Consider the following 19347-nt stretch of genomic DNA (forward strand, 5'->3'; position numbering starts at 1 on the left):
GCCCGGCGGCTACGCGGCGTCGTCGGGCAGGCCGAGCCACGCGTGCCAGCCGGTGTGCAGGACGAGCCAGGCGATCATGCCGTAGCCGGCCTGGCCGGGCAGGAGCCCGTCGCCCGCGGCGAGGTCACCGAGCCACTGCTCGTGCGTGACCAGCGGGGAGAACGTGTCGACGTAGGGGATGCGGCGCCGGGTCGCGACGTCGGCGTACGCGGCCGAGAGGTCCTCGATGCGATCGCTGTCCTCCGGGCGGCCGGGCGGCGGGCCGACGACGAAGGTGCCGATCCGCCGGGACTCGGCGACGTCGAGGATGTTGGCGAGGTTGAGCCGGCTGCGCGCGATCGACAGACCGGCCGCGAGGTCCGCCCGACCGAGCGCGACCACGAGCCGGTTGTCGGTGTCCGCGGTGAAGCGGCGGGCGGCCTCCTCGTCCCAGCGGGCTCCGAGCGCGGTGCTCGTCTCCCCGGGGACGGCCAGGGTGAGGAACGTCGCGGCGGTCGGTGCGTGGGTCCGTGCGGCCACCCGGCCGACCCACCCGAGCCCCTTCGGGTCCCCGGCGCCGGCCGCCAGCTCGTCACCGACCACCACCAGGCGCATCGGCAGCTCGCTCACACGCTCACCTCTCGTCCGTCCTCGGTCGCATCCGCGCCGACGTCGGCGCTCGGCACAGTCTCGCAGGCCCGGCGCCTCGCACCGCCCGACGCGCGGGCGACCCGCGGGCGGTCCACCTCACACCTGCCCGCAGAGCGCGCGGGCCGGGCCGCCACCCACGGTGACGGCCCTGCCCGCGTGCCGCTGCTGGCCGCCGCCCTGCTACGGCGAACCGCGGGTCAGCGCGCGAACGCCTGCCGGATGAGCTCGGCCTGCTCGGCCTGGTGCGTCTTCGCCGACCCGGCCGCCGGGGAGGCGGACGCGGGCCGCGACGCCACCCCGATGGGCCGCCCGACCAGCGGGGTCAGGTTCATCGCGACGTGGCTCCAGGCGCCCTGGTTGGCCGGCTCCTCCTGGACCCACACGACCTCCGCGTCCCCGAACGGCGCGAGCGCCTCGCGGACGGTGTCGCCGTCGAGCGGGTAGAGCTGCTCGAAGCGGACGATCGCGGTGCCCGTGTCGCCGGACTTCTCCCGGTGCGCGAGCAGGTCCCAGTAGACCTTCCCCGAGCACAGGAGCACCCGGTCCACGCCACCGCGCTGCGCCGCGGCGTCGTCGGTGATGACTTCGCGGAAGGTGCCACCGGTGAACTCCTCGACCGGGGACGACGCCGCCTTGAGGCGCAGCATCGACTTCGGGGTGAGGACGACCAGCGGGCGGCGCGGCCGGGCATACGCCTGACGGCGCAGCAGGTGGAAGTACGACGCCGGCGTCGACGGCGCGGCGACCGTCATGTTGTTCTCCGCGCACATCTGCAGGAACCGCTCCACGCGGGCGGAGGAGTGGTCCGGCCCCTGGCCCTCGAAGCCGTGCGGCAGCAGCAGGACGACGCTCGAGCGCTGGCCCCACTTCTGCTCGGCGGAGGTGATGAACTCGTCGATGATGGTCTGCGCGCCGTTGACGAAGTCGCCGAACTGCGCCTCCCACAGCACGAGCGCGTCGGGCCGCTCGACGGAGTAGCCGTACTCGAACCCGACGGCCGCGTACTCCGACAGCGAGGAGTCGTACACCCAGAACTTCGCCTGGTCCGCGGACAGGTAGAGCAGCGGGGTCCACTCCGCGCCGGTCTGCCGGTCGTGCATGACGGCGTGCCGCTGGACGAACGTCCCGCGCCGCGAGTCCTGGCCCGCGAGGCGCACCGGGGTGCCCTCGACGAGCAGCGAGCCGAAGGCCAGCACCTCGCCGTAGCCCCAGTCGATCCCGCCCTCGCGGGACATCTGCTCGCGCCGGGTGAGGAGCTGCGCCAGCTTCGGGTGGACGGTGAAGCCCTCCGGAGCCCGCGTGTGCGCCCGCCCGATGCGCTCGAGCACGGCCTGGTCGACCGCGGTGCGCCAGCCGATCATCGCGCCGGCGTCCTCGCGCTGCGCCTCGGGGCGCTCGAGCCCGGCGACCGGCTCGGACTCGGCCGGTGCGGTGTAGCCGCCCTCGCGGGTCTCGGTGAACACCCGCTCGAGCTGGGCCTGGTAGTCCTGCAGCACCTGCTCGGCCTCGTCGACCGTGATGTCCCCGCGGGAGACGAGGGCCTCGGTGTACAGCTTGCGCACCGACCGCTTGGCCTCGATGAGGTTGTACATGAGCGGCTGGGTCATCGACGGGTCGTCGCCCTCGTTGTGGCCGCGGCGGCGGTAGCAGACCATGTCGATGATGACGTCACGGTCGAACTGCTCGCGGTAGTCGAACGCGAGCTCGGCGACGCGCACGCACGCCTCGGGGTCGTCCCCGTTGACGTGGAAGATCGGGATCTGCAGACCCTTGGCGACGTCGGTCGCGTACAGCGTCGAGCGCGACGAGCTCGGGCCGGTGGTGAACCCGACCTGGTTGTTGATGATCACGTGCACGGTGCCGCCGGTGCGGTAGCCGCGCAACTGGGACAGGTTGAGGGTCTCGGTCACCACGCCCTGGCCGGCGAACGCCGCGTCGCCGTGGATGAGGATCGGCAGCACGGAGAAGCCGTCACCACCCAGGTCGATGCGGTCCTGCTTGGCGCGCACGATGCCCTCGAGGACCGGGTCGACCGCCTCGAGGTGGGACGGGTTGGCGGCCAGGTACACCTTCGTGGTGGCGCCGGACTCGGCCGTGAAGGTGCCCTCGGTGCCGAGGTGGTACTTCACGTCGCCGGACCCCTGGACCGAGCGCGGGTCCTGGTTGCCCTCGAACTCGCTGAAGATCTGGCCGTAGCTCTTGCCGGCGATGTTCGCGAGCACGTTGAGCCGCCCGCGGTGGGCCATGCCGATGCCGACCTCGTCGAGGCCGTTGTCGGCGGCCTTGGACAGCACGGCGTCGAGCAGCGGGATCACGGACTCGCCGCCCTCGAGCGAGAACCGCTTCTGGCCGACGTACTTGGTCTGCAGGAAGGTCTCGAACGCCTCGGCCGCGTTGAGCCGGCGCAGCACGCGCAGCTGGTCCTCGCGCGGGGTGCGGGTGTACCCCGACTCGAGGCGCTCCTGGAGCCACCGCCGCTGGCGCGGGTCGGCGAGGTGCATGTACTCGATGCCGATGGAGCGGCAGTAGGAGTCGCGCAGCAGCCCGAGGATGTCGCGCAGCTTGGCGCGCTGCGTCCCGCCGAACCCGCCGGTGGGGAAGGTCCGGTCCAGGTCCCACAGCGTCAGGCCGTGCGTCTGGACGTCCAGGTCCGGGTGCTTGCGCTGCCGGTACGCCAGCGGGTCGGTGTCGGCCATGAGGTGGCCGCGCGAGCGGTAGGCGTGGATGAGGTCCGCGATGCGGGCCGGCTTGTCCTGGTCGGCCTCGGGGTCGGACGGGTCGCGCACCCAGCGCACCGGCTCGTAGGGGATCCGCAGCGAGGCGAACACCCGGTCGTAGAAGCCGTCCTGGCCGAGGAGCTTGTTCGCGACGATCCGCAGGAAGTCCCCGGACTGCGCGCCCTGGATGATGCGGTGGTCGTAGGTCGACGTCAGGGTGAGCACCTTGGAGATGCCCATCTTGTTGAGCCGCTCCTCGGACGTCCCGGCGAACTCCGCGGGGTAGTCCATGGCCCCGACGCCGATGATCGTGCCCTGGCCGGCCATGAGGCGCGGCACCGAGTGCACGGTGCCGATCGTGCCCGGGTTGGTCAGGGTGATCGTGGTGCCGGCGAAGTCGGCGACCGCGAGCTTGTTGTTGCGCGCGCGCCGCACGACGTCCTCGTACGCCGCCCAGAACTGGGCGAAGTCCATCGTGTCCGCGCCCTTGACGCTGGGCACGAGGAGCTGACGGGTCCCGTCCGGCTTGGCGAGGTCGATCGCGAGACCGAAGTTGACGTGCGCCGGGGTGACGACGGCGGGCTTGCCGCCCTCAAGGGTGTACCCGGTGTTCATCGCCGGCACGTCCGCCAGCGCCTCGACGACCGCGAAGCCGATGAGGTGGGTGAACGAGATCTTGCCGCCGCGCCCGCGCAGGAGGTGGTTGTTGATGACGATGCGGTTGTCGACCATGAGCTTGGCCGGGACCGCGCGGACCGACGTCGCCGTGGGGACCTCGAGCGACGACTCCATGTTGGTCACCACGCGCGCGGCCGGACCGCGCAGGCGCGTCACCTCGTCGGTGGCGTCCTCGCCGTCGGCGTTCTTCGTGGTGGTCGCGACCGTCTGCGCGTACGGCGCGGTCGCGGGCTGGGCGGTGGCGACCGGCGGTGCCGCCGGGGCGACGGCGTCCGGGGTCGGCTCCTCGGCGTCCGGGGCGACCTGCTTCGGCGTGCTCGGCGCGGGGGCCGGGCTGTCCTGCGGGGCCGCGGCGACCGCCGGGGTCGGCGTGCTGCCGCGCGGGGCCGGCACGGCGGTGGGGGCGGTCGACCGGGGGTGGGTGCCGGCGACGGCACGGCCTCGGTCGGCGCGGGGGCCGGCTTCTGCGGCGCCGGGACCGACTGCTCGGCGGCCTCGGCGGGGATCGTGCCCGGCCGGAAGTTGGCGCCCTCGCCGCGACCGTCCGGCGCGTCGGCCGGCGACCCGTTGCCCGTGTCGCTCGGCGTGTAGTCCTCGAAGAACTCCCACCACGCGGGGTCCACCGCGTTCTTGTCCTTGAGGTACTGCTCGTACAGCTCGTCGACAAGCCATTCGTTGGCGCCGAACGCGGCGCGGATCGAGTCTGGCTCAGCCTTCTGGGACACGCGAAGTTCGCCCACTTCCGCCGCGGCCGATGACCGCTTCGTTGGAGATCAGGTTTCGCACAACCCTATGCCCTGTCCCCGCGGGGGCACGACCGGAGCGGCGCGCGGCGCGGCCGCCGGCCGGGTGAAGTGGACCACCCCGCCGGCGGGCGCCAACGAACGGCAAACCGCAGGTGAGAGCCGCGCCAAGCGCGGGTCGTGCGTCGTCGGGCACGGCTCAGGTGATGTCCCGGCGCAGCGCGATCAGCCGGCCCAGGACGGCGAACACCAGGGCGTACGCCAACAGCACCAGGCCGCCCTGCCACGACGTGAGCAGGTCCGGGCCGAGGCCGCTGTCGGCGTAGAACGAGGCCCCGGTGATCGACTCGCCGGCGGCGCCGGGCAGCCACTTCGCGATGCCCTCGCCCCACGACATCTGGCCCAGGAAGACCCGCAGGATCGGCTCGACGAACTGGGTGAAGGCCAGCAGCACGACGATGACGGCGACCTGGTTGGTGATGAGGGTGCCGAAGCCCACGCCCACCACGGCCCAGATCGTCAGCGCGAGCACCGACAGGGCCGCGCTGCGCAGCACGATGGGCTCGGTCAGCCCGCTCTCCTCGCCCCGCAGCGCGAGCGTCCCGGCGCCGGCGGCGACGGTCGCGAGCGTCCCGACGACGCCGAAGATCAGCCCGACGGCCACGCTCGAGATCATCTTGGCCGCGAGCACCACGGTCCGCCGCGGCTCGGCGAGCAGGGTCGGCGTGATGGTCTGGTGGCGGAACTCCCCGGTCATCGCCAGGGCGCCGACGATCACCGGGAACACGTACCCGAGCGAGGTGGCGAGGGTGTAGATCGTCTGGGCGAGCTCCTCCGGCGACAGCGGCGGCGTCTGCTGCGCGGCGTCGACGCCGCTGCTCACGGTCATGCCCCCGGCGGTCAGCGCGAACGCCATCACGGCCGCGAGGAAGGCCATGTACACGGCCATGACCAGCAGGAGGATCCACCACACCTGGGTCGTGACGAGCTTGCGGTACTCGGTCCTCAGTGCGGCGCCCATCACGCGTCCCCGTCCTGCGTCGTCGTCGGCGTGATCGTCTGCGTGGTCGTCTCGGTCTGCTCACGGGGTGGTGGGCCACCGCCGTCGACCAGGCGCAGGAAGATCCCCTCGAGGCCGACCTCGCGGGTGGCGAGCTCGTGCAGCTCGAGGCCGGCGGAGAAGGCGCGGGCACCGACCTCGGCGGCGCGCACCTGGCGCAGGACGAGCGTGCCGGGTCGGGCGTCGGGGACCGGCTCGACGTTCGGCCCCCAGTCGGCGGCGGCGACCAGGGCGTGCAGCCCGGCGGTGTCGGGCGAGGTGACCCGGACGGTCGGCTCGGCCAGCGCGGCGAGCTCGGGGAGCGACGACGCGTGCACGAGACGCCCGCGGGCGATGATCACGACGTCGTCGACGGTCTGCTCGACCTCGGAGAGCACGTGGCTGGACACCAGGACGGTCCGGCCCTCGCCGGCGAGGTGGCGCAGGAACGCCCGCAGCCACGCGATGCCCTCGGGGTCCAGCCCGTTGGCGGGCTCGTCGAGCAGCAGCACACCGGGGTCCCCGAGCAGCGTGGTCGCCAGCGCGAGCCGCTGGCGCATGCCCAGCGAGAAGCCGGACACCCGTCGCTTGGCGACGCCGTCGAGCCCGACGAGGGCGAGCACCTCGTGGCAGCGGGAGTCCGGCACACCGGCCTGCGGCGCGTAGACCCGCAGGTGGTCCAGCGCGCTGCGGCCGGGGTGGAAGCTGGCCGCCTCCAGTGCGGCGCCGACGCGGTGCATGGGCCGGTCGAGGTCGGCGTAGGTGCGCCCGCCGATCGTCGCGGTGCCGGACGTCGGCCGCACGAGCCCCAGCAGCATGCGCAGCGTGGTGGTCTTGCCGGCGCCGTTGGGCCCGAGGAACCCGGTGACCCGCCCGGGCTGGACCGTGAAGGACAGGTCGTCGACGGCGCGCACGGCGCCGAACGTCTTCGACAGGTGCGAGATCTCGATCGTGCGGTCGCCGCCACCACCGGCCGGGCCGGCGGATCTGCCGGCTGGTCCGCCGGCTGAGCGGCGGGTCGTCGGGACGGGGGTGGTGGGCCCGCTCATCGGGGAACCTCCTGGGGTCGTGGGTGCGTGCCGGTGCTGGCGTCGGGTCCCGCCCGGTGGGCGGGCGGGTGGGCAGAGGGGTGGGCGGGCAGGTGCGCGGACCGGTGGGCCGGGAGGGTCAGGCGCATCGTGCAGCCGCTGGGGGTGTCGGCGACCTCCACCGTGCCGCCGTGCAGGCTCACCGCCCAGCGCACGATGGCCAGGCCGATGCCGGTGCCACCGGTGGGGATCTGGCCGGTCTGCGCCGGGCTGTTGCCGCGGGCGAACCGCTCGAACACCAGGGCCCGCTGCTCCCGGGCGATGCCCGGACCGTGGTCGACGACGTCGATCACCACCCGGTCGCCCTGACGGGTCGCCTCGAGCCGCACCTCCTCGTCGCGCGGGGAGTGCCGGACGGCGTTCTGCAGCAGGTTGGCCAGCACCTGGTGCAGCCGTTCGGCGTCGGCCGGCACGGTGAGGTCGGGCGGCTCGACGACCACGGGGAAGCGCAGGCCCTTGTCCGCGCCGACCAGCGAGGCGGCGTCGGCGGCGTCTTGCAGGAAGTCCGCGAGGGCGACGTCGCGCACGTCGAGGCCGACCGCCCCGGCCTCGACGCGGGAGAGGTCCAGCAGGTAGGTCACCAGCCGCCCGAGCCGCTCGGTCTGCGCGAGCGCGGTCTGCATGGTCGCCGGGTCGGGCTCGGAGACGCCGTCGACGATGTTCTCCAGCTGGGCCCGCAGCGCCGTGACCGGCGTACGCAGCTCGTGGGAGACGTTGGCGACCATCTCCCGGCGCAGCAGGTCGGTCGACGCGAGGTCCTCCGCCATCGTGTTGAAGGCGTGCGCGAGCTGGCCGACCTCGTCGCGGCTGGTGGACCGCACACGCTGGGAGAGGTCGCCGTTCGCCATCGCCCGGGCCGCGGCCGTCATCTCGCGCAGCGGCGACGTCATGCCCCGGGCCAGGACCTGGGTGACGACGAGGGACAGGACGATCGCCAGCGGGAGCGTCCGGGTCGGGCCCAGGTGGTAGTGCAGCCCGATCCAGGTGAGGAAGGCGGCGAGGCTGACCGTCGCCGCGACGAGCACGCCGAGCTTGATCTTGATGGAGCGGAACCGGTCGAGCGGACGGACGTCGGGCAGCAGGGCGCGGTGCGGCCCCCGGGCGTGCCGTGGGGTGGGCACGCTCAGGCCTCCGCCGACCGTTCGGCCGGCGGGTCGAACGCGTAGCCGACGCCGTGGACGGTGCGCACGAGGTCCGGGCCGAGCTTGCGGCGCAGCGCCTTGACGTGGGAGTCGACGGTCCGGGTGCCGCTCGCGTCGACCCAGTCCCACACCTCGGCGAGCAGGCGCTCGCGGGTGTGGACGGTGCGCGGGCTGCTGGCCAGCGTGACGAGGAGGTCGAACTCCGTCGGCGTCAGGTGCACCGGCTCGCCGCCGCGGGACACCCGCCGCTGGGCGCGGTCGACGACGACGTCCCCGACCGTGATCGGCGGCTCCTCGCGGTCGGTGCCCGCGAGCCGGGCCGCCTGGACGGCGCGCTCGTTGCGGCGCAGCAGGGCCTTGCACCGGGCGACGAGCTCGCGCATCGAGAACGGCTTGGTCATGTAGTCGTCCGCGCCCACGCCCAGCCCGACGAGCATGTCGGTCTCGTCGTCGCGCGCGGTCAGCATGAGCACCGGGACGGCGCGCTCGGCCTGGATCCGGCGGCACACCTCCAGGCCGTCGATGCCGGGGAGCATGACGTCGAGCACGACGAGCTGCGGCTTGAGCCGCGCGGCCGCCTCGACCCCGGCATGCCCGTCCCCGGCGACCTCGACCGTCCACCCCTCGGCGGCGAGCCGGTTCGCGACGGCGGTGGCGATCGCGGGCTCGTCCTCGACGACGAGCACGACGGGGGAGACGGGCGTCACGACCATGGCGTCAGCCTGGCACACGCCACCCACGTCGCGGACGACGCGTCGCCCCGCTCCGCGTATCATCACGTCCACCATGACCAGCTCAAGTAGCGGCCGGCGGCATGCCCTCAGGGTGTGCAGTGCCGGCCCCTCCACTGTCACCCCCGCTCTCGCCGATGTCGCGGCGACCGCACCACCGGGCTCCTGTCCGTGGTCGTGCATGCTGACCGAGTGGCTGCTGATCGGTCTGGGCGTCCTGCTGACCGCCGGGACAGCGGTCTTCGTCGCCAGTGAGTTCTCCCTGGTCACGCTGGACACCGCGATCGTCGAGAAGAGCACCGTCCCCGGCGACCGCCGCGGTGAGTCCGTGCTCAAGGCCCTGCGGCACCTGTCGACCGAGCTCTCCGGGGCGCAGGTCGGGATCACGCTGACCACCATCCTGCTCGGGTACACGACCCAGCCCGCGGTGCTCACGCTGATCGGCGGTCCGCTGCAGAGCTCGCCGCTGGGGGCGGCCGTCGGTGGCGCGATCGCCGTGGTGCTCGCGGGCGTGCTGGTCAACGGGTTCTCCATGCTGTTCGGGGAGCTCGTGCCGAAGAACTTCGCGCTCAGCCGCCCGCTGGGCACCGCCCGGAACGTGGCGCCGCTGCAGCGCGGCTTCACCCGGGCGCTGCGTCCGGTGATCGCGTTCTTCAACGGCAGCGCCAACGCGCTGCTGCGCCGCGTCGGCGTCGAGCCGCGCGAGGAGCTGTCCGGTGGGCGCTCGGCGCAGGAGCTCGCGGCCCTGGTGCGGCGCTCGGCGGAGGTCGGGACCCTCGACGAGGGCACCGCGACCCTCCTGGCGAACACGATCCAGCTGGACGAGCTGACCGCCGTCGACGTCATGACCGACCGCATGCGCATGGTCGTGGTGGAGCGCGAGGAGACCGCGGCCGACGTCGTCGCGAAGGCCCGGCAGACCGGCCACTCCCGCTTCCCCGTCATCGACGACTCGCGCGATGACATCATCGGGCTGGTCAACCTGCGCCGCGCCGTCGCCGTCCCCTACGAGCGACGCGGCGAGGTCCCGGCCGCGGCGCTCATGGTCGAGGCGCCGCGCGTGCCGGAGACCGTCCGGCTCGGACCGCTCCTGGTCGAGCTGCGCGAGCTCGGGCTGCAGATGGCCGTCGTCGTCGACGAGTACGGCGGCACCGCCGGCGTGGTGACGTTCGAGGACGTCGTCGAGGAGATCGTCGGCGAGGTGTCCGACGAGCACGACCGGCGACGCACCGGCACCGCCCGCCTCGTGGACGGCTCCTGGAGCCTGCCCGGTGGCCTGCGACCCGACGAGGTCGAGGAGGTGACCACCCTGCGCGTCCCCGAGGACGGCCCGTACGAGACCATCGGCGGGCTGGTCATGGCCCGCCTGGGCCGGATCCCCGCGGTCGGTGACGAGGTCGACGTGCCGGGTGTGCGCATCGTCGTCGACCAGATGGCCGGGCGGCGCGTGGAGCGCGTCCGGGTCGCCCCGCTCACCGAGGACGCCGACGCATGAGCAGCACCACCGCCCTCCTCCTCGGCGTGCTCCTGCTCGCCGGGAACGCTTTCTTCGTCGGTGCCGAGTTCGCGGTCCTGTCGGCCCGACGCTCCGCCATCGAGCCCCTCGCCGAGGCCGGCGACCGGCGCGCGATCACCGTGATGTGGGCCATGGAGCACGTGTCGCTCATGCTCGCGTGCGCACAGCTCGGCGTCACCGTGTGCTCCACCAGCCTCGGGGTCATCGCCGAGCCCGCGCTGGCGCACCTCATCGAGGGGCCGCTGCACGCGCTGGGGGCGAGCCCCGCGCTGACCCACCCGATCGCGTTCGTCATCGCGCTGGTCGTCGTGGTGTACCTGCATGTCGTGCTGGGCGAGATGGTCCCCAAGAACCTCGCCGTGGCCGGGCCGGACCGGGCGGTCATGTGGTTCGGTCCGCCGCTGGTGTGGCTGTCGAAGGTCCTCAGGCCGATCATCACCGCGCTCAACTGGTTGGCCAACCACGTGCTGCGCACGTTCGGCGTCGAGCCCAAGGACGAGGTCGCCTCCGCGTTCACCGCCCAGGAGGTGCAGTCGATCGTCGAGGCGTCCCAGGCGGAGGGGCTGCTGGACGACTCCCAGGGCCTGCTCGCCGGCGCGCTGGAGTTCTCCGACCGGACCGCGGCCGACGTCATGGTGCCGATCGAGCGGCTGCTCACGCTGCCGCCGGACGCCACCCCGGAGGACGTCGAGCACCTCGTCGCGCGCACGGGGTACAGCCGCTTCCCGGTGGCCAGCGCGCCGGCCCCGGACGGCCTACCCGTGCCGGACGTCGCCGGCTACCTGCACCTCAAGGACGTCCTGTACGCCGACGCCGAGGAGCGGGCGCTGCCCGTCCCGCGGTGGCGGGTGCGGGCGCTCGCGTCCGTCGCCCCGGAGGCGGAGGTCGAGGACGCGCTCGGCGCCATGCAGCGCAGCGGCGTCCACCTGGCCCGGGTCGCGGTCGGCGACCGGTGCGTCGGCGTGGTCTTCCTCGAGGACATCCTCGAGGAGCTCGTCGGCGAGGTGCGCGACGTCATGCAGCGCGGACCCGCGCAGCGCGCCTGATCCGCCCGTCGGGCGCCGCCGGTGACCGGCGGTCGCGCGCAGGACGGCGCCGTCCACGGACGGGGACGGACCCGGCCTTGGACGCGTGGGGTCGGTCCGTTATGGTTCCGTGACCGTCTGTCCCGGGGGCTCGGGTGACACCCGAGCGGCGAGCGGCGGTGTCCCTTCTTCTCTGCGGGTCCTCTCCGCAGGTCCACAGGCGAGCGTCCCCGGAGGTGTGGTGGGTCCCCAGCGCGTGCAGGCACCGGCTCCGGACTCCCGCCGCGCCCGCCGGGAGGCGGAGCGCACAGCAGCGCGCGGGGCCGGCCGCTCCCGGCGCGCGGGGTCGTCCGCTCCCGGGCGCTGGCTCGTCCGCGGCGGGGTGCTCGCCGCGCTGGCCGGCATCACGATCGTCCTGCCGGTCACCGGCACCGTGTCCCCGGGCCCCGGCCATGGCCCGGGCCTGGACGCAGCGAGCGCCGCGCCGGCGCCCGCGCCACCCGCCGTCGACCCCGACCTGCCCAGCACCGTCGAGGCGCTGACGTCCGCCGTCGTCGACGTGACCCCGCCCACGGCGATCGCCGCCACGTCGGTCCCGACCGGTCGATCGGCGTTCCCGGCGGCGAGCCGGTCCGACGACCGCGGGCCGCTGCCGGGCTGCGACGGCGTCACCCGGCCGTCCGGCGCGAACGGCGAGCTGAGCACCGACGACCTGTGCACGCTGTGGAACGGCGAGGACCAGCTGCGGGCCGACGCCGCCGCGGCGCTGGCCGAGATGAACCTCGCCTTCCGCGCCCGTTTCGGGCGCGACCTGTGCGTGAGCGACGGCTACCGCACGCTCATCGAGCAGCACACCGTGAAGCGGCAGCGGGGGCGCCTCGCCGCGGTCCCCGGCCGCAACAACCACGGCTGGGGCCTGGCGATCGACCTGTGCCCCACGGACACCCGTGGCGAGCCGTGGGGCTGGATCGTCCAGAACGGCGCGGTCTACGGCTGGGAGAACCCGGCGTGGGCCCAGCGTGGTGGCAGCGGCCCTTCGAGCCGTGGCACTGGGAGTACACCCGCGGCGTCCTGGAGTCCGGGGAGCACGACAGCTCCTGAGCAATGCCCGGCCCGGGCGCCGGTGGACCGAGCGCGCGCGCCCCTACAGCAGCGTCGCGCCCCAGGTCACCTCGTGCCGGGCGCCCGGCGCCAGGTGCACGAGGCGCTCGCCGGTGTTGAACGCCTCCGCGATGCAGCTCATCGGCTCCGCCGCGAGCCCGGTCCGGTTCGCCGCCGGGACCAGCTCGTCGCCGGTGCACACCTGGAACGTGTCCATCGACCCGTCCATCCACACCGCCGCGGTGCGCCCGTCCGGCGCCGCGAGCTGGATCCAGGCGAGCCCCTGCTCGTCCCGGACGACGTCGACGTAGGCGTCGTCGAGCGCGACGCCGCGCAGGGTCGACGGCGTCCGGAAGTCCAGCGGGCCCGACGCGGGCTCGGTGCCCGTGGGCAGCAGGCGGTCGTCGACGGTCACGCGCGTCGCGGCGTCGAGCCGCAGGGTGCAGTCGTCGAGGTCCGCACCGCCGGGGGACAGCCACGGGTGGAAGCCGACACCGTAGGGCGCCGTCCGGTCGCCGTCGTTGGTCGCGACCAGATGCACGCGCAGGCCGTCGTCGGACAGCGCGTAGGTGATGGTGAAGCGCACGGGGAACGGGTAACCCGGCGTGGGGACGAGGCGCAGCTCGAGGGTCACCGCGGACTCGGACTGCTCGACGGCGGTCCAGCGCTGCCACAGCGCGAGGCCGTGCAGCGCGGTCCCGCGCTCGGGCTCGGTCACCGGCAGCTGGTAGCTCACGCCGTCATAGGTGTACTGCCCGTCGCGCAGCCGGTTCGGCCAGGGGACGAGGACGGCGCCGTTGCCGGCCGGCGGCATCGCGTCCTCGGCGAACGGGTGGACGACGTCGCGCGTCCCCACCCGGTACTCGCGCAGGTACGCGCCGACCTCCGTGATCGTGGCGGCGTGCTCGCCGTGACGGATGCGGAACGGGGTGCCGGTCGGGGCTGTCGTGGTCACCTGGACACGGTAGTGGGGGTCGACTGGGAGGGACGAGCCGTGCTCGCGCGGCGCGGACCCGGCGCGCCTAGCGTGGCGGCATGAGCCCCTTGAGCCGCGCCGTCGACGTCGCCATCCAGCGGTACCAGCAGCGCATCTCGCCGCGGAAGGGGTGGAGCTGTGCGCACCGCGTCGCGCACGGTGGGACGTCGTGCTCGGCGGAGGTGCGCGACATCGTCCGGCGCCGCGGCGTGGTGCGAGGAGTGCGTCCCACGGTCCGGCGGTTCGTCGCGTGCTACGGGGCCGCGCAGCTGCTGATGGCCTCGGACGTGCAGGGCGTGTGCTGCTGCGGGCCGATCCCGATCCCGTTCAAGTTCTGAGGTCGTTCCCGGCCATCCCTTAGGAGTGCTACCGGCCGATCCACGCGAGGAGCGGCGGTCCGAGCACGGCGAGCCCCACCCCTGCCGACGCGAACGCCGCCACCAGCACCGCGGCCGCGGCGACGTCCTTGACCCGCCCGGCCAGCGGGTGGTGACCGGGGTGGACGAGGTCGACGAGCGTCTCCAGGGCGGTGTTGACCAGCTCCGCGACCCACACCAGCCCGATCGCGAGCACGAGCGCCGCGCGCTCCCACGCGGCCAACGGCAGGGCGATCCCGAGCGCGACGACGACGACGGTCGCCGCGGCGTGGAACCGCAGGTGCGGCTCGGTCGCGAGCGCGGACCGCAGGCCGCGCAGCGCCCAGCCGAAGGCCGCGACCTCTCGCCGGACCGTGCCGGGAGGGGAGCGGGGTCGCCGTCGGGCATCGCGGGCTCCAGGGATCGGCGGAAGGGTGGATCGCCTCGCCACCGTGCCACAGCGTCGGTGCCGTCACCGGTCCGGGTGACTATCCACAACCACGCCCGGGCGGGTAGACCCGTCCTCTACTGTCGGCCCGTCCGCGGGTGCAGTCGCCAGGGGGGCCACATGGACGGTGTCGCCATCCTCGAGTCCGAGGTACGTGAGCTCATCCGCCGCCGTGGCCTGGATCCGGTGCGTGACCACCAGGGCGTGCGCGACCTGGTCTCCGCGGTCGTCGCCGACTACGACGAGCGGTCGCTCCTGGGGGCGGTTCCCCCGCTGGTGGACGTCACCGCCGCCTCCAAGGCCGTGGTCGACGCCGTCGCCGGGCTCGGCCCGCTGCAGCGGTACCTCGACGACGACGAGGTGGAGGAGATCTGGATCAACGCGCCGGCGCAGGTGTTCGTCGCCCGGCACGGTCATGCCGAGCTGACGTCGACGATCCTCACCGAGGCGCAGGTGCGTGACCTCGTGGAGCAGATGCTCAAGGCATCGGGGAGGCGCCTGGACCTGTCGAGCCCGTTCGTCGACGCGTGCCTGCCGGGCGGCGAGCGGCTGCACGTGGTGATCCCGGACGTCACGCGCCGCCACTGGGCGGTCAACATCCGCAAGCACGTCGTCCGGGCGAGCCGGCTGTCCGACCTGGTCGCGCTCGGGTCGCTGACCGCGCACGCGGCGTCGTTCCTCGACGCGGCGGTGGCCGTCGGGCTCAACGTGCTCGTCGCCGGTGCGACCCAGAGCGGGAAGACGACGATGCTCAACGCGCTCGCCGGCTCGATCCCGGCGCGGGAGCGGATCATCACGTGCGAGGAGGTCTTCGAGCTCCGGATCGACCACCGCGACGTCATCGCGCTGCAGTGCCGCCAGCCGAGCCTGGAGGGCACCGGCGAGATCACCCTGCGCCGGCTGGTCAAGGAGGCGCTGAGGATGCGTCCCGACCGCATCCTCGTCGGGGAGGTGCGCGAGGCGGAGAGCCTCGACATGCTCGTCGCCCTCAACGCCGGCGTCCCGGGCATGTCGACACTGCACGCCAACAGCGCGCGCGAGGCGCTCACCAAGATCTGCACGCTCCCGCTGCTGGCCGGGGAGAACATCTCCGACCGCTTCGTGGTGCCCACCGTCGCCGCCGCGATCGACGTCGTCGTGCACCTCGGCGTGGATCACCGCGGACGCCGCCGGGTCCGCGAGATCATCGGCGTGCCCGGCCGCGCCGAGGGCGGCGTCGTCGAGACGGCCGACCTGTTCCACCTCAGCGGAGACCACCTCGTCCGTGGCGACGGGTACCCGCCGCACCCCGAGCGGTTCGCCCGTTCCGGCATCGACCTCCCCGGCCTGCTGCGGGCCGGAGGCTGACGCAGGCGGCGTCGTGGGGGTCGTGGCGGGGCTGCTGCTGGGCGCCGGTCTGTTCTGCGTCTGGTGGGCGTGCTGGCCTCCCGCGCTACCCCGGGCACGGCGAAGGGACGGCTGGTCGGAGCGGGTGCAGGACGCGCTCGTGCAGGCCGGCGCCCCGACCGTCACGCCGACCGCACTCATCGGTGCGTGCACGGTGGTCGCGCTCGGTGTCGGGACGACCGTCTCCGCCCTCACTCGGGCGCCCGCGGTCGCCGGGTGCTTCGCGATCATCGCCGGCGCGGCCCCGGTGGCCCTCGTGCGCGCCCGGGCCCGACGACGTCGCACCGCCCTGCGCGAGGTGTGGCCGGAGGTCGTCGACCATCTCGCCTCCGGCGTGCGCGCGGGGCTGTCGCTGCCCGAGGCGGTGGGCCAGCTCGGTGAGCGGGGGCCGGTCGAGCTCCGGGACGCGTTCCGGGCCTTCGCCGAGGACTACCGCGCGACCGGCCGCTTCGGCGACTGCCTCGACGCGCTCAAGGAGCGGCTCGCGGACCCGGTCGCCGACCGCATCGTCGAGGCGCTGCGGATCACGCGCGACGTCGGCGGCACCGACCTCGGCCGCCTGCTGCGGACGCTGTCCTCGTTCCTGCGGGAGGACGCCCGCACCCGCGGTGAGCTCGAGGCCCGGCAGAGCTGGACCGTCAACGCCGCCCGCCTCGCCGTGGCGGCACCGTGGATCGTGCTCGCGCTGCTGGCCACCCGACCGGAGGCGGCCGACGCGTTCAACTCCCTGGCCGGCACGGTCGTCCTGCTGGGTGGCGGGGCGTGCTCGGTGTTCGCGTACGCGGTCATGCTCCGCGTCGGCCGGCTCCCCGACGAGGCGCGGGTGCTGCGATGACCCCCGCGGCGACCGGCGCACTGATCGGGGCCCTGGGCGGCACGGGGCTGCTGCTCGTCGTGTGGCGGCTGTCCGCGCGGCGGGTGACCTTGGACGACCGGCTCGCGCCGTACCTGAGAGTCCAACGGCCGATGTCGGCACTGCTGCGCGAGCCCGCGGGGCGCACCCCGTTCCCCGCGCTCGCCCGCCTCCTCGCGCCGGTCATGACCGACGCCGTCCGCGTGGTCGAGCGGCTCGGGTCACCGACCGCGGACGTCCGCCGCCGGCTCGCCCGCGCCGGGCGGACCGAGACGGTCGAGCAGGTGCGCGCGGCCCAGGTGCTCTGGGGGTGCTCGGGCTCCTCGCCGGGCTGCTCGTGGCGCTGCTGCTGGCGTCGGCGCGCGGGTCCTCGCCGGTGGTGCTGACCGGGCTGGTGGCGCTGTCCGGTGTCGGCGGCGTGCTCGCGCGCGACGCGCTGCTGAGCCGCCAGGTGCGTCAGCGCGAGGAGCGTCTGCTCGCCGAGCTGCCCACGGTCGCCGAGCTGCTCGCGCTGTCCGTCGTCGCCGGTGAGGGGCCGGTCGGGGCGCTGGAGCGGGTCGTGCGCTCGACGCGCGGGGCGCTCGCGGAGGAGCTGGCTCGTACGCTCGCCGACGCGCGCGCCGGGACCCCGCTGACCCAGGCGCTGGAGCGGCTCGCCGACCGCACCGGGCTGCCACCGCTGACCCGGTTCGCCGAGGGGGTCGCGGTGGCCGTCGAACGCGGGACGCCGCTGGCCGACGTCCTGCGGGCCCAGGCGCAGGACGTCCGGGAGGCCGGGCGGCGTGCGCTCATGGAGGAGGGCGGGCGCAAGGAGGTCCTCATGATGGTGCCCGTCGTCTTCCTCATCCTGCCGGTCACCGTGGCGTTCGCGGTGTTCCCGAGCATCGCCGTCCTGCGGCTGTCGCCATGACCCGCGCTCGGCGCAGCCGCGCCCCGGCCCTGCGACCCCAGCGCCGTCAGCACAGCTCGACACCGCGTCAGCACAGCCCGACACCGCGTCAGTGCAGCCCGACACCACCGAGAGGAACGACCGATGAGCACCGTGCAGAGGTTCCGCCCGCCGATGTCACCGACCCACCGCACCGCCGACCACCTCGGCGCGGTCCGGGGCGCGCGGGGTCGCCCGGGAACCGGGTCACGACCACGCGTGGTGGGCCCGTGGTCCGCCGTCGCCCCGGCCCGCCTCCGCTCGCGTGCGGTGCACTGGTGGCTCACCGTGCGCTCGCGGCTGGCCACGGACCCGCAGCGCGGCGACGTGCCGGGCTGGGTGCTGGTCACGCTCATGACCGCGGGCCTGGTGCTGGCGCTGTGGGCCCTGGCCGGTCCGGCGCTCACGACCGTGTTCTCCGACGCGATCTCGCGGGTCACGGGTGAGATCGGCTGACACGCTCGCCCGTCGGGTCCACCGGGCCACCGGCCGAGCGTCCGGTGACCGCGTCGAGCACCGCGAGCGCGGCGCCGCCATCGTCGACTTCGCGCTCGTGTCCGGACTCGTCGCGCTCCTGTTCGCCGGTGTCGTGCAGCTCACGCTCGCGGTGCACGTGCGGAACACCCTCGTCGACTGCGCCGCGGAGGGGCCCGGTACGCGGCCCTCGCCGACCGGACGCCGCAGGACGGCGTCGAGCGCACGCGCGCGCTCATCACCGCGTCGCTCGCACCGGGCTACGCGCGCGACGTCACCGCGGTGAGCACGGAGCTGGAGGGGCTCCCGGTCGTCGAGGTGCGGGTCAGCGCCCCGCTCCCGGTCGCCGGGCTGCTCGGGCCCGGGGGCGGGCTCACGGTCACCGGGCACGCGCTCAGGGAGGGGGCGTGACGGCGGACGCGATTGCGCGGCCCGGGACGGCGCGGCTCGCGACGGCGCGGCCCGGGAGCAAGGAGCGGCCCGCGCCGCACCGGCGGGAGCGGTGGCGGACCGGTGCGGTACCGAACGGGGACCACGGCAACGCGGTCGTCGAGTTCCTCGCGGCTGCACTGCTCCTGCTGCTTCCGGTCCTGTACCTCGTGCTCGTCCTGGGGCGGCTGCAGGCGGCGACCTTCGCCGCCGAGGGGGCGGCGCGGGAGGCGGGTCGCTCGTTCACGACCGCGACGTCGGTCCAGGGTGCGCCCGAGCGCGCCGTCGCGTCGGTGCGGATCGCGCTGGACGACCAGGGCTTCGAGGCCGTCGACGCCCGCTCGGCGCTGGCGGTCACCTGCTCGAGCGAGCCCTGCCTGGTCCCGGGCAGCGACGTGCAGGTGCGGGTGGCGTTCGACGTCGTGCTCCCCGGGGTGCCGTCGTTCGTGCACGGCGTCGTGCCGCTGGCGATCCCCGTGACCGCCGAGCACGTGGCCCCCGTCGACACCTTCGCGGTCACCCCGGCGACCCGATGAGGCGCGCTCTCACCGCCGTCCGGCAGCGCATCGACCGCGGCGACCGCACCGGCTGCGGCGGTCACGGCACCGGGCGCGAGGCAGGCAACGTCACGCTGCTGTCCATCGCCTTCGGTGCGCTCGCGCTCCTGCTGGTCACGGCGGTGGTGTCGGCGACGAGCGTGCACCTGGAGCGCAAGCGCCTGGTCGCGCTCGCGGACGAGCTCGCGCTCGAGGCCGCCGACGCCCTCGACCTCGTGACGTTCTACGGCGGGCACGCGCCGCCGCCCACGGCCGACGGCGCCGTCCCTCTCACCGACGCCGACGTCCGCCGTGCGGTCGAGGAGTACCTCACCGAGCACCGGGGCGCGGCGGCGTCGCTCGACGGCCTCGTCGTCACCGAAGCGGTGTCCGACGACGGCCGGACCGCCCGGGTGGGTCTCGCGGCGCTCGCGCGCCCGCCGCTGATCAGCTGGATCACCGCACCGTGGTCGGACGGGATCACGGTGCGCGCCACCGCGAGCGCGCGGGCGTGGTGAGCCGGAGGTCGCACGCGGCACGGCGGGGGACGG

Annotated in this window: 18 protein-coding genes and 2 pseudogenes; 11 read left to right on the top strand and 9 right to left on the bottom strand. The window is 74.4% G+C overall.

Annotated features, from left to right (window positions below; all coding sequences use genetic code 11):
* Positions 1 to 9: 9 nt before the first annotated feature.
* The 6 genes and pseudogenes from REH70_RS03875 to REH70_RS03900 all read right to left on the bottom strand — a co-directional run bounded on the left by REH70_RS03875 (position 10) and on the right by REH70_RS03900 (position 8750).
* The gene (locus tag REH70_RS03875) at positions 10 to 594 is read right to left on the bottom strand and encodes a GDSL-type esterase/lipase family protein (RefSeq protein ID WP_396134722.1); all 585 of its coding nucleotides are present in this window, start codon (positions 592 to 594) and stop codon (positions 10 to 12) included.
* A gap of 233 nt (positions 595 to 827) precedes the next feature.
* Positions 828 to 4723 (bottom strand): annotated as a pseudogene (locus tag REH70_RS03880) (multifunctional oxoglutarate decarboxylase/oxoglutarate dehydrogenase thiamine pyrophosphate-binding subunit/dihydrolipoyllysine-residue succinyltransferase subunit).
* Between the two features lie 244 nt (positions 4724 to 4967).
* A complete protein-coding gene (locus REH70_RS03885; RefSeq protein ID WP_310752428.1) occupies positions 4968 to 5789 on the bottom strand; it encodes an ABC transporter permease in 822 nt (273 codons plus the stop codon).
* A complete protein-coding gene (locus REH70_RS03890; RefSeq protein ID WP_310752429.1) occupies positions 5789 to 6856 on the bottom strand; it encodes an ABC transporter ATP-binding protein in 1068 nt (355 codons plus the stop codon). Before REH70_RS03890 ends, REH70_RS03885 begins: the two co-directional genes overlap by 1 nt.
* On the bottom strand, positions 6853 to 8016 hold the full coding sequence (locus REH70_RS03895) for a sensor histidine kinase (protein WP_396134673.1): 1164 nt from the start codon (positions 8014 to 8016) through the stop codon (positions 6853 to 6855). Before REH70_RS03895 ends, REH70_RS03890 begins: the two co-directional genes overlap by 4 nt.
* A gap of 2 nt (positions 8017 to 8018) precedes the next feature.
* Positions 8019 to 8750: a response regulator transcription factor gene (locus REH70_RS03900; RefSeq protein ID WP_310752430.1), complete on the bottom strand. Its 732-nt coding sequence runs from the start codon at positions 8748 to 8750 to the stop codon at positions 8019 to 8021.
* 199 nt (positions 8751 to 8949) lie between these two features.
* Between REH70_RS03900 and REH70_RS03905 the strand changes: the two genes are divergently transcribed.
* Positions 8950 to 10263, top strand: a complete 1314-nt coding sequence (locus tag REH70_RS03905; protein WP_310752432.1) for a hemolysin family protein — start codon at positions 8950 to 8952, stop codon at positions 10261 to 10263.
* Positions 10260 to 11330: a hemolysin family protein gene (locus tag REH70_RS03910; RefSeq protein ID WP_310752434.1), complete on the top strand. Its 1071-nt coding sequence runs from the start codon at positions 10260 to 10262 to the stop codon at positions 11328 to 11330. The genes REH70_RS03905 and REH70_RS03910 overlap by 4 nt, the downstream gene beginning before the upstream one ends.
* Before the next feature lie 1123 nt (positions 11331 to 12453).
* On the opposite strand, the gene REH70_RS03915 is transcribed toward REH70_RS03910, so the two are convergent.
* On the bottom strand, positions 12454 to 13365 hold the full coding sequence (locus tag REH70_RS03915) for an aldose 1-epimerase family protein (protein ID WP_310752436.1): 912 nt from the start codon (positions 13363 to 13365) through the stop codon (positions 12454 to 12456).
* A gap of 80 nt (positions 13366 to 13445) precedes the next feature.
* Here REH70_RS03915 and yidD point away from each other — a divergent pair, with 80 nt between their 5' ends.
* Entirely contained in the window at positions 13446 to 13724 is a 279-nt protein-coding gene (gene yidD, locus REH70_RS03920) for a membrane protein insertion efficiency factor YidD (protein WP_310752438.1), read from the top strand.
* A gap of 28 nt (positions 13725 to 13752) precedes the next feature.
* Here yidD and REH70_RS03925 read toward each other — a convergent pair whose 3' ends face one another.
* Positions 13753 to 14193, bottom strand: coding sequence for a diacylglycerol kinase family protein (locus REH70_RS03925; protein ID WP_310752440.1), 441 nt, complete (start codon positions 14191 to 14193; stop codon positions 13753 to 13755).
* A 117-nt stretch (positions 14194 to 14310) separates the two neighbouring features.
* On the opposite strand from REH70_RS03925, the gene REH70_RS03930 reads away from it, so the two are divergent.
* The 5 genes from REH70_RS03930 (at position 14311) to REH70_RS03950 (ending at position 17813) form a co-directional block, all read left to right on the top strand.
* On the top strand, positions 14311 to 15537 hold the full coding sequence (locus REH70_RS03930; protein WP_310752442.1) for an ATPase, T2SS/T4P/T4SS family: 1227 nt from the start codon (positions 14311 to 14313) through the stop codon (positions 15535 to 15537).
* 13 nt (positions 15538 to 15550) lie between these two features.
* Positions 15551 to 16411 (top strand): type II secretion system F family protein, encoded by an 861-nt coding sequence (locus REH70_RS03935; RefSeq protein WP_310752444.1) that lies wholly within the window; start codon positions 15551 to 15553, stop codon positions 16409 to 16411.
* Positions 16408 to 16815 carry a hypothetical protein gene (locus tag REH70_RS03940; RefSeq protein ID WP_310752446.1) on the top strand — a complete coding sequence of 136 codons (408 nt, stop codon included), beginning with the start codon at positions 16408 to 16410 and terminating at the stop codon, positions 16813 to 16815. The genes REH70_RS03935 and REH70_RS03940 overlap by 4 nt, the downstream gene beginning before the upstream one ends.
* Positions 16740 to 17339, top strand: a complete 600-nt coding sequence (locus tag REH70_RS03945; protein WP_310752448.1) for a type II secretion system F family protein — start codon at positions 16740 to 16742, stop codon at positions 17337 to 17339. The genes REH70_RS03940 and REH70_RS03945 overlap by 76 nt, the downstream gene beginning before the upstream one ends.
* 288 nt (positions 17340 to 17627) lie before the next feature.
* Positions 17628 to 17813: a hypothetical protein gene (locus REH70_RS03950; RefSeq protein ID WP_310754133.1), complete on the top strand. Its 186-nt coding sequence runs from the start codon at positions 17628 to 17630 to the stop codon at positions 17811 to 17813.
* Here REH70_RS03950 and REH70_RS03955 read toward each other — a convergent pair.
* Positions 17794 to 17970, bottom strand: a complete 177-nt coding sequence (locus REH70_RS03955) for a hypothetical protein (RefSeq protein WP_310754498.1) — start codon at positions 17968 to 17970, stop codon at positions 17794 to 17796. The genes REH70_RS03950 and REH70_RS03955 overlap by 20 nt on opposite strands.
* On the opposite strand from REH70_RS03955, the pseudogene REH70_RS03960 reads away from it, so the two are divergent.
* From REH70_RS03960 to REH70_RS03970, 3 genes and pseudogenes are all read left to right on the top strand, one after another.
* Positions 17893 to 18242 (top strand): annotated as a pseudogene (locus REH70_RS03960) (TadE family protein). The gene REH70_RS03955 and the pseudogene REH70_RS03960 sit on opposite strands and share 78 nt — an antisense overlap.
* Positions 18239 to 18796 (top strand): pilus assembly protein, encoded by a 558-nt coding sequence (locus tag REH70_RS03965; protein ID WP_310752450.1) that lies wholly within the window; start codon positions 18239 to 18241, stop codon positions 18794 to 18796. The pseudogene REH70_RS03960 and the gene REH70_RS03965 overlap by 4 nt, the downstream one beginning before the upstream one ends.
* Positions 18793 to 19314: a pilus assembly protein TadG-related protein gene (locus tag REH70_RS03970; RefSeq protein WP_310752452.1), complete on the top strand. Its 522-nt coding sequence runs from the start codon at positions 18793 to 18795 to the stop codon at positions 19312 to 19314. The genes REH70_RS03965 and REH70_RS03970 overlap by 4 nt, the downstream gene beginning before the upstream one ends.
* Positions 19315 to 19347: the final 33 nt, after the last annotated feature.

Source organism: Cellulomonas sp. ATA003 (assembly GCF_031582905.1).
Taxonomy (GTDB): domain Bacteria; phylum Actinomycetota; class Actinomycetes; order Actinomycetales; family Cellulomonadaceae; genus Pengzhenrongella.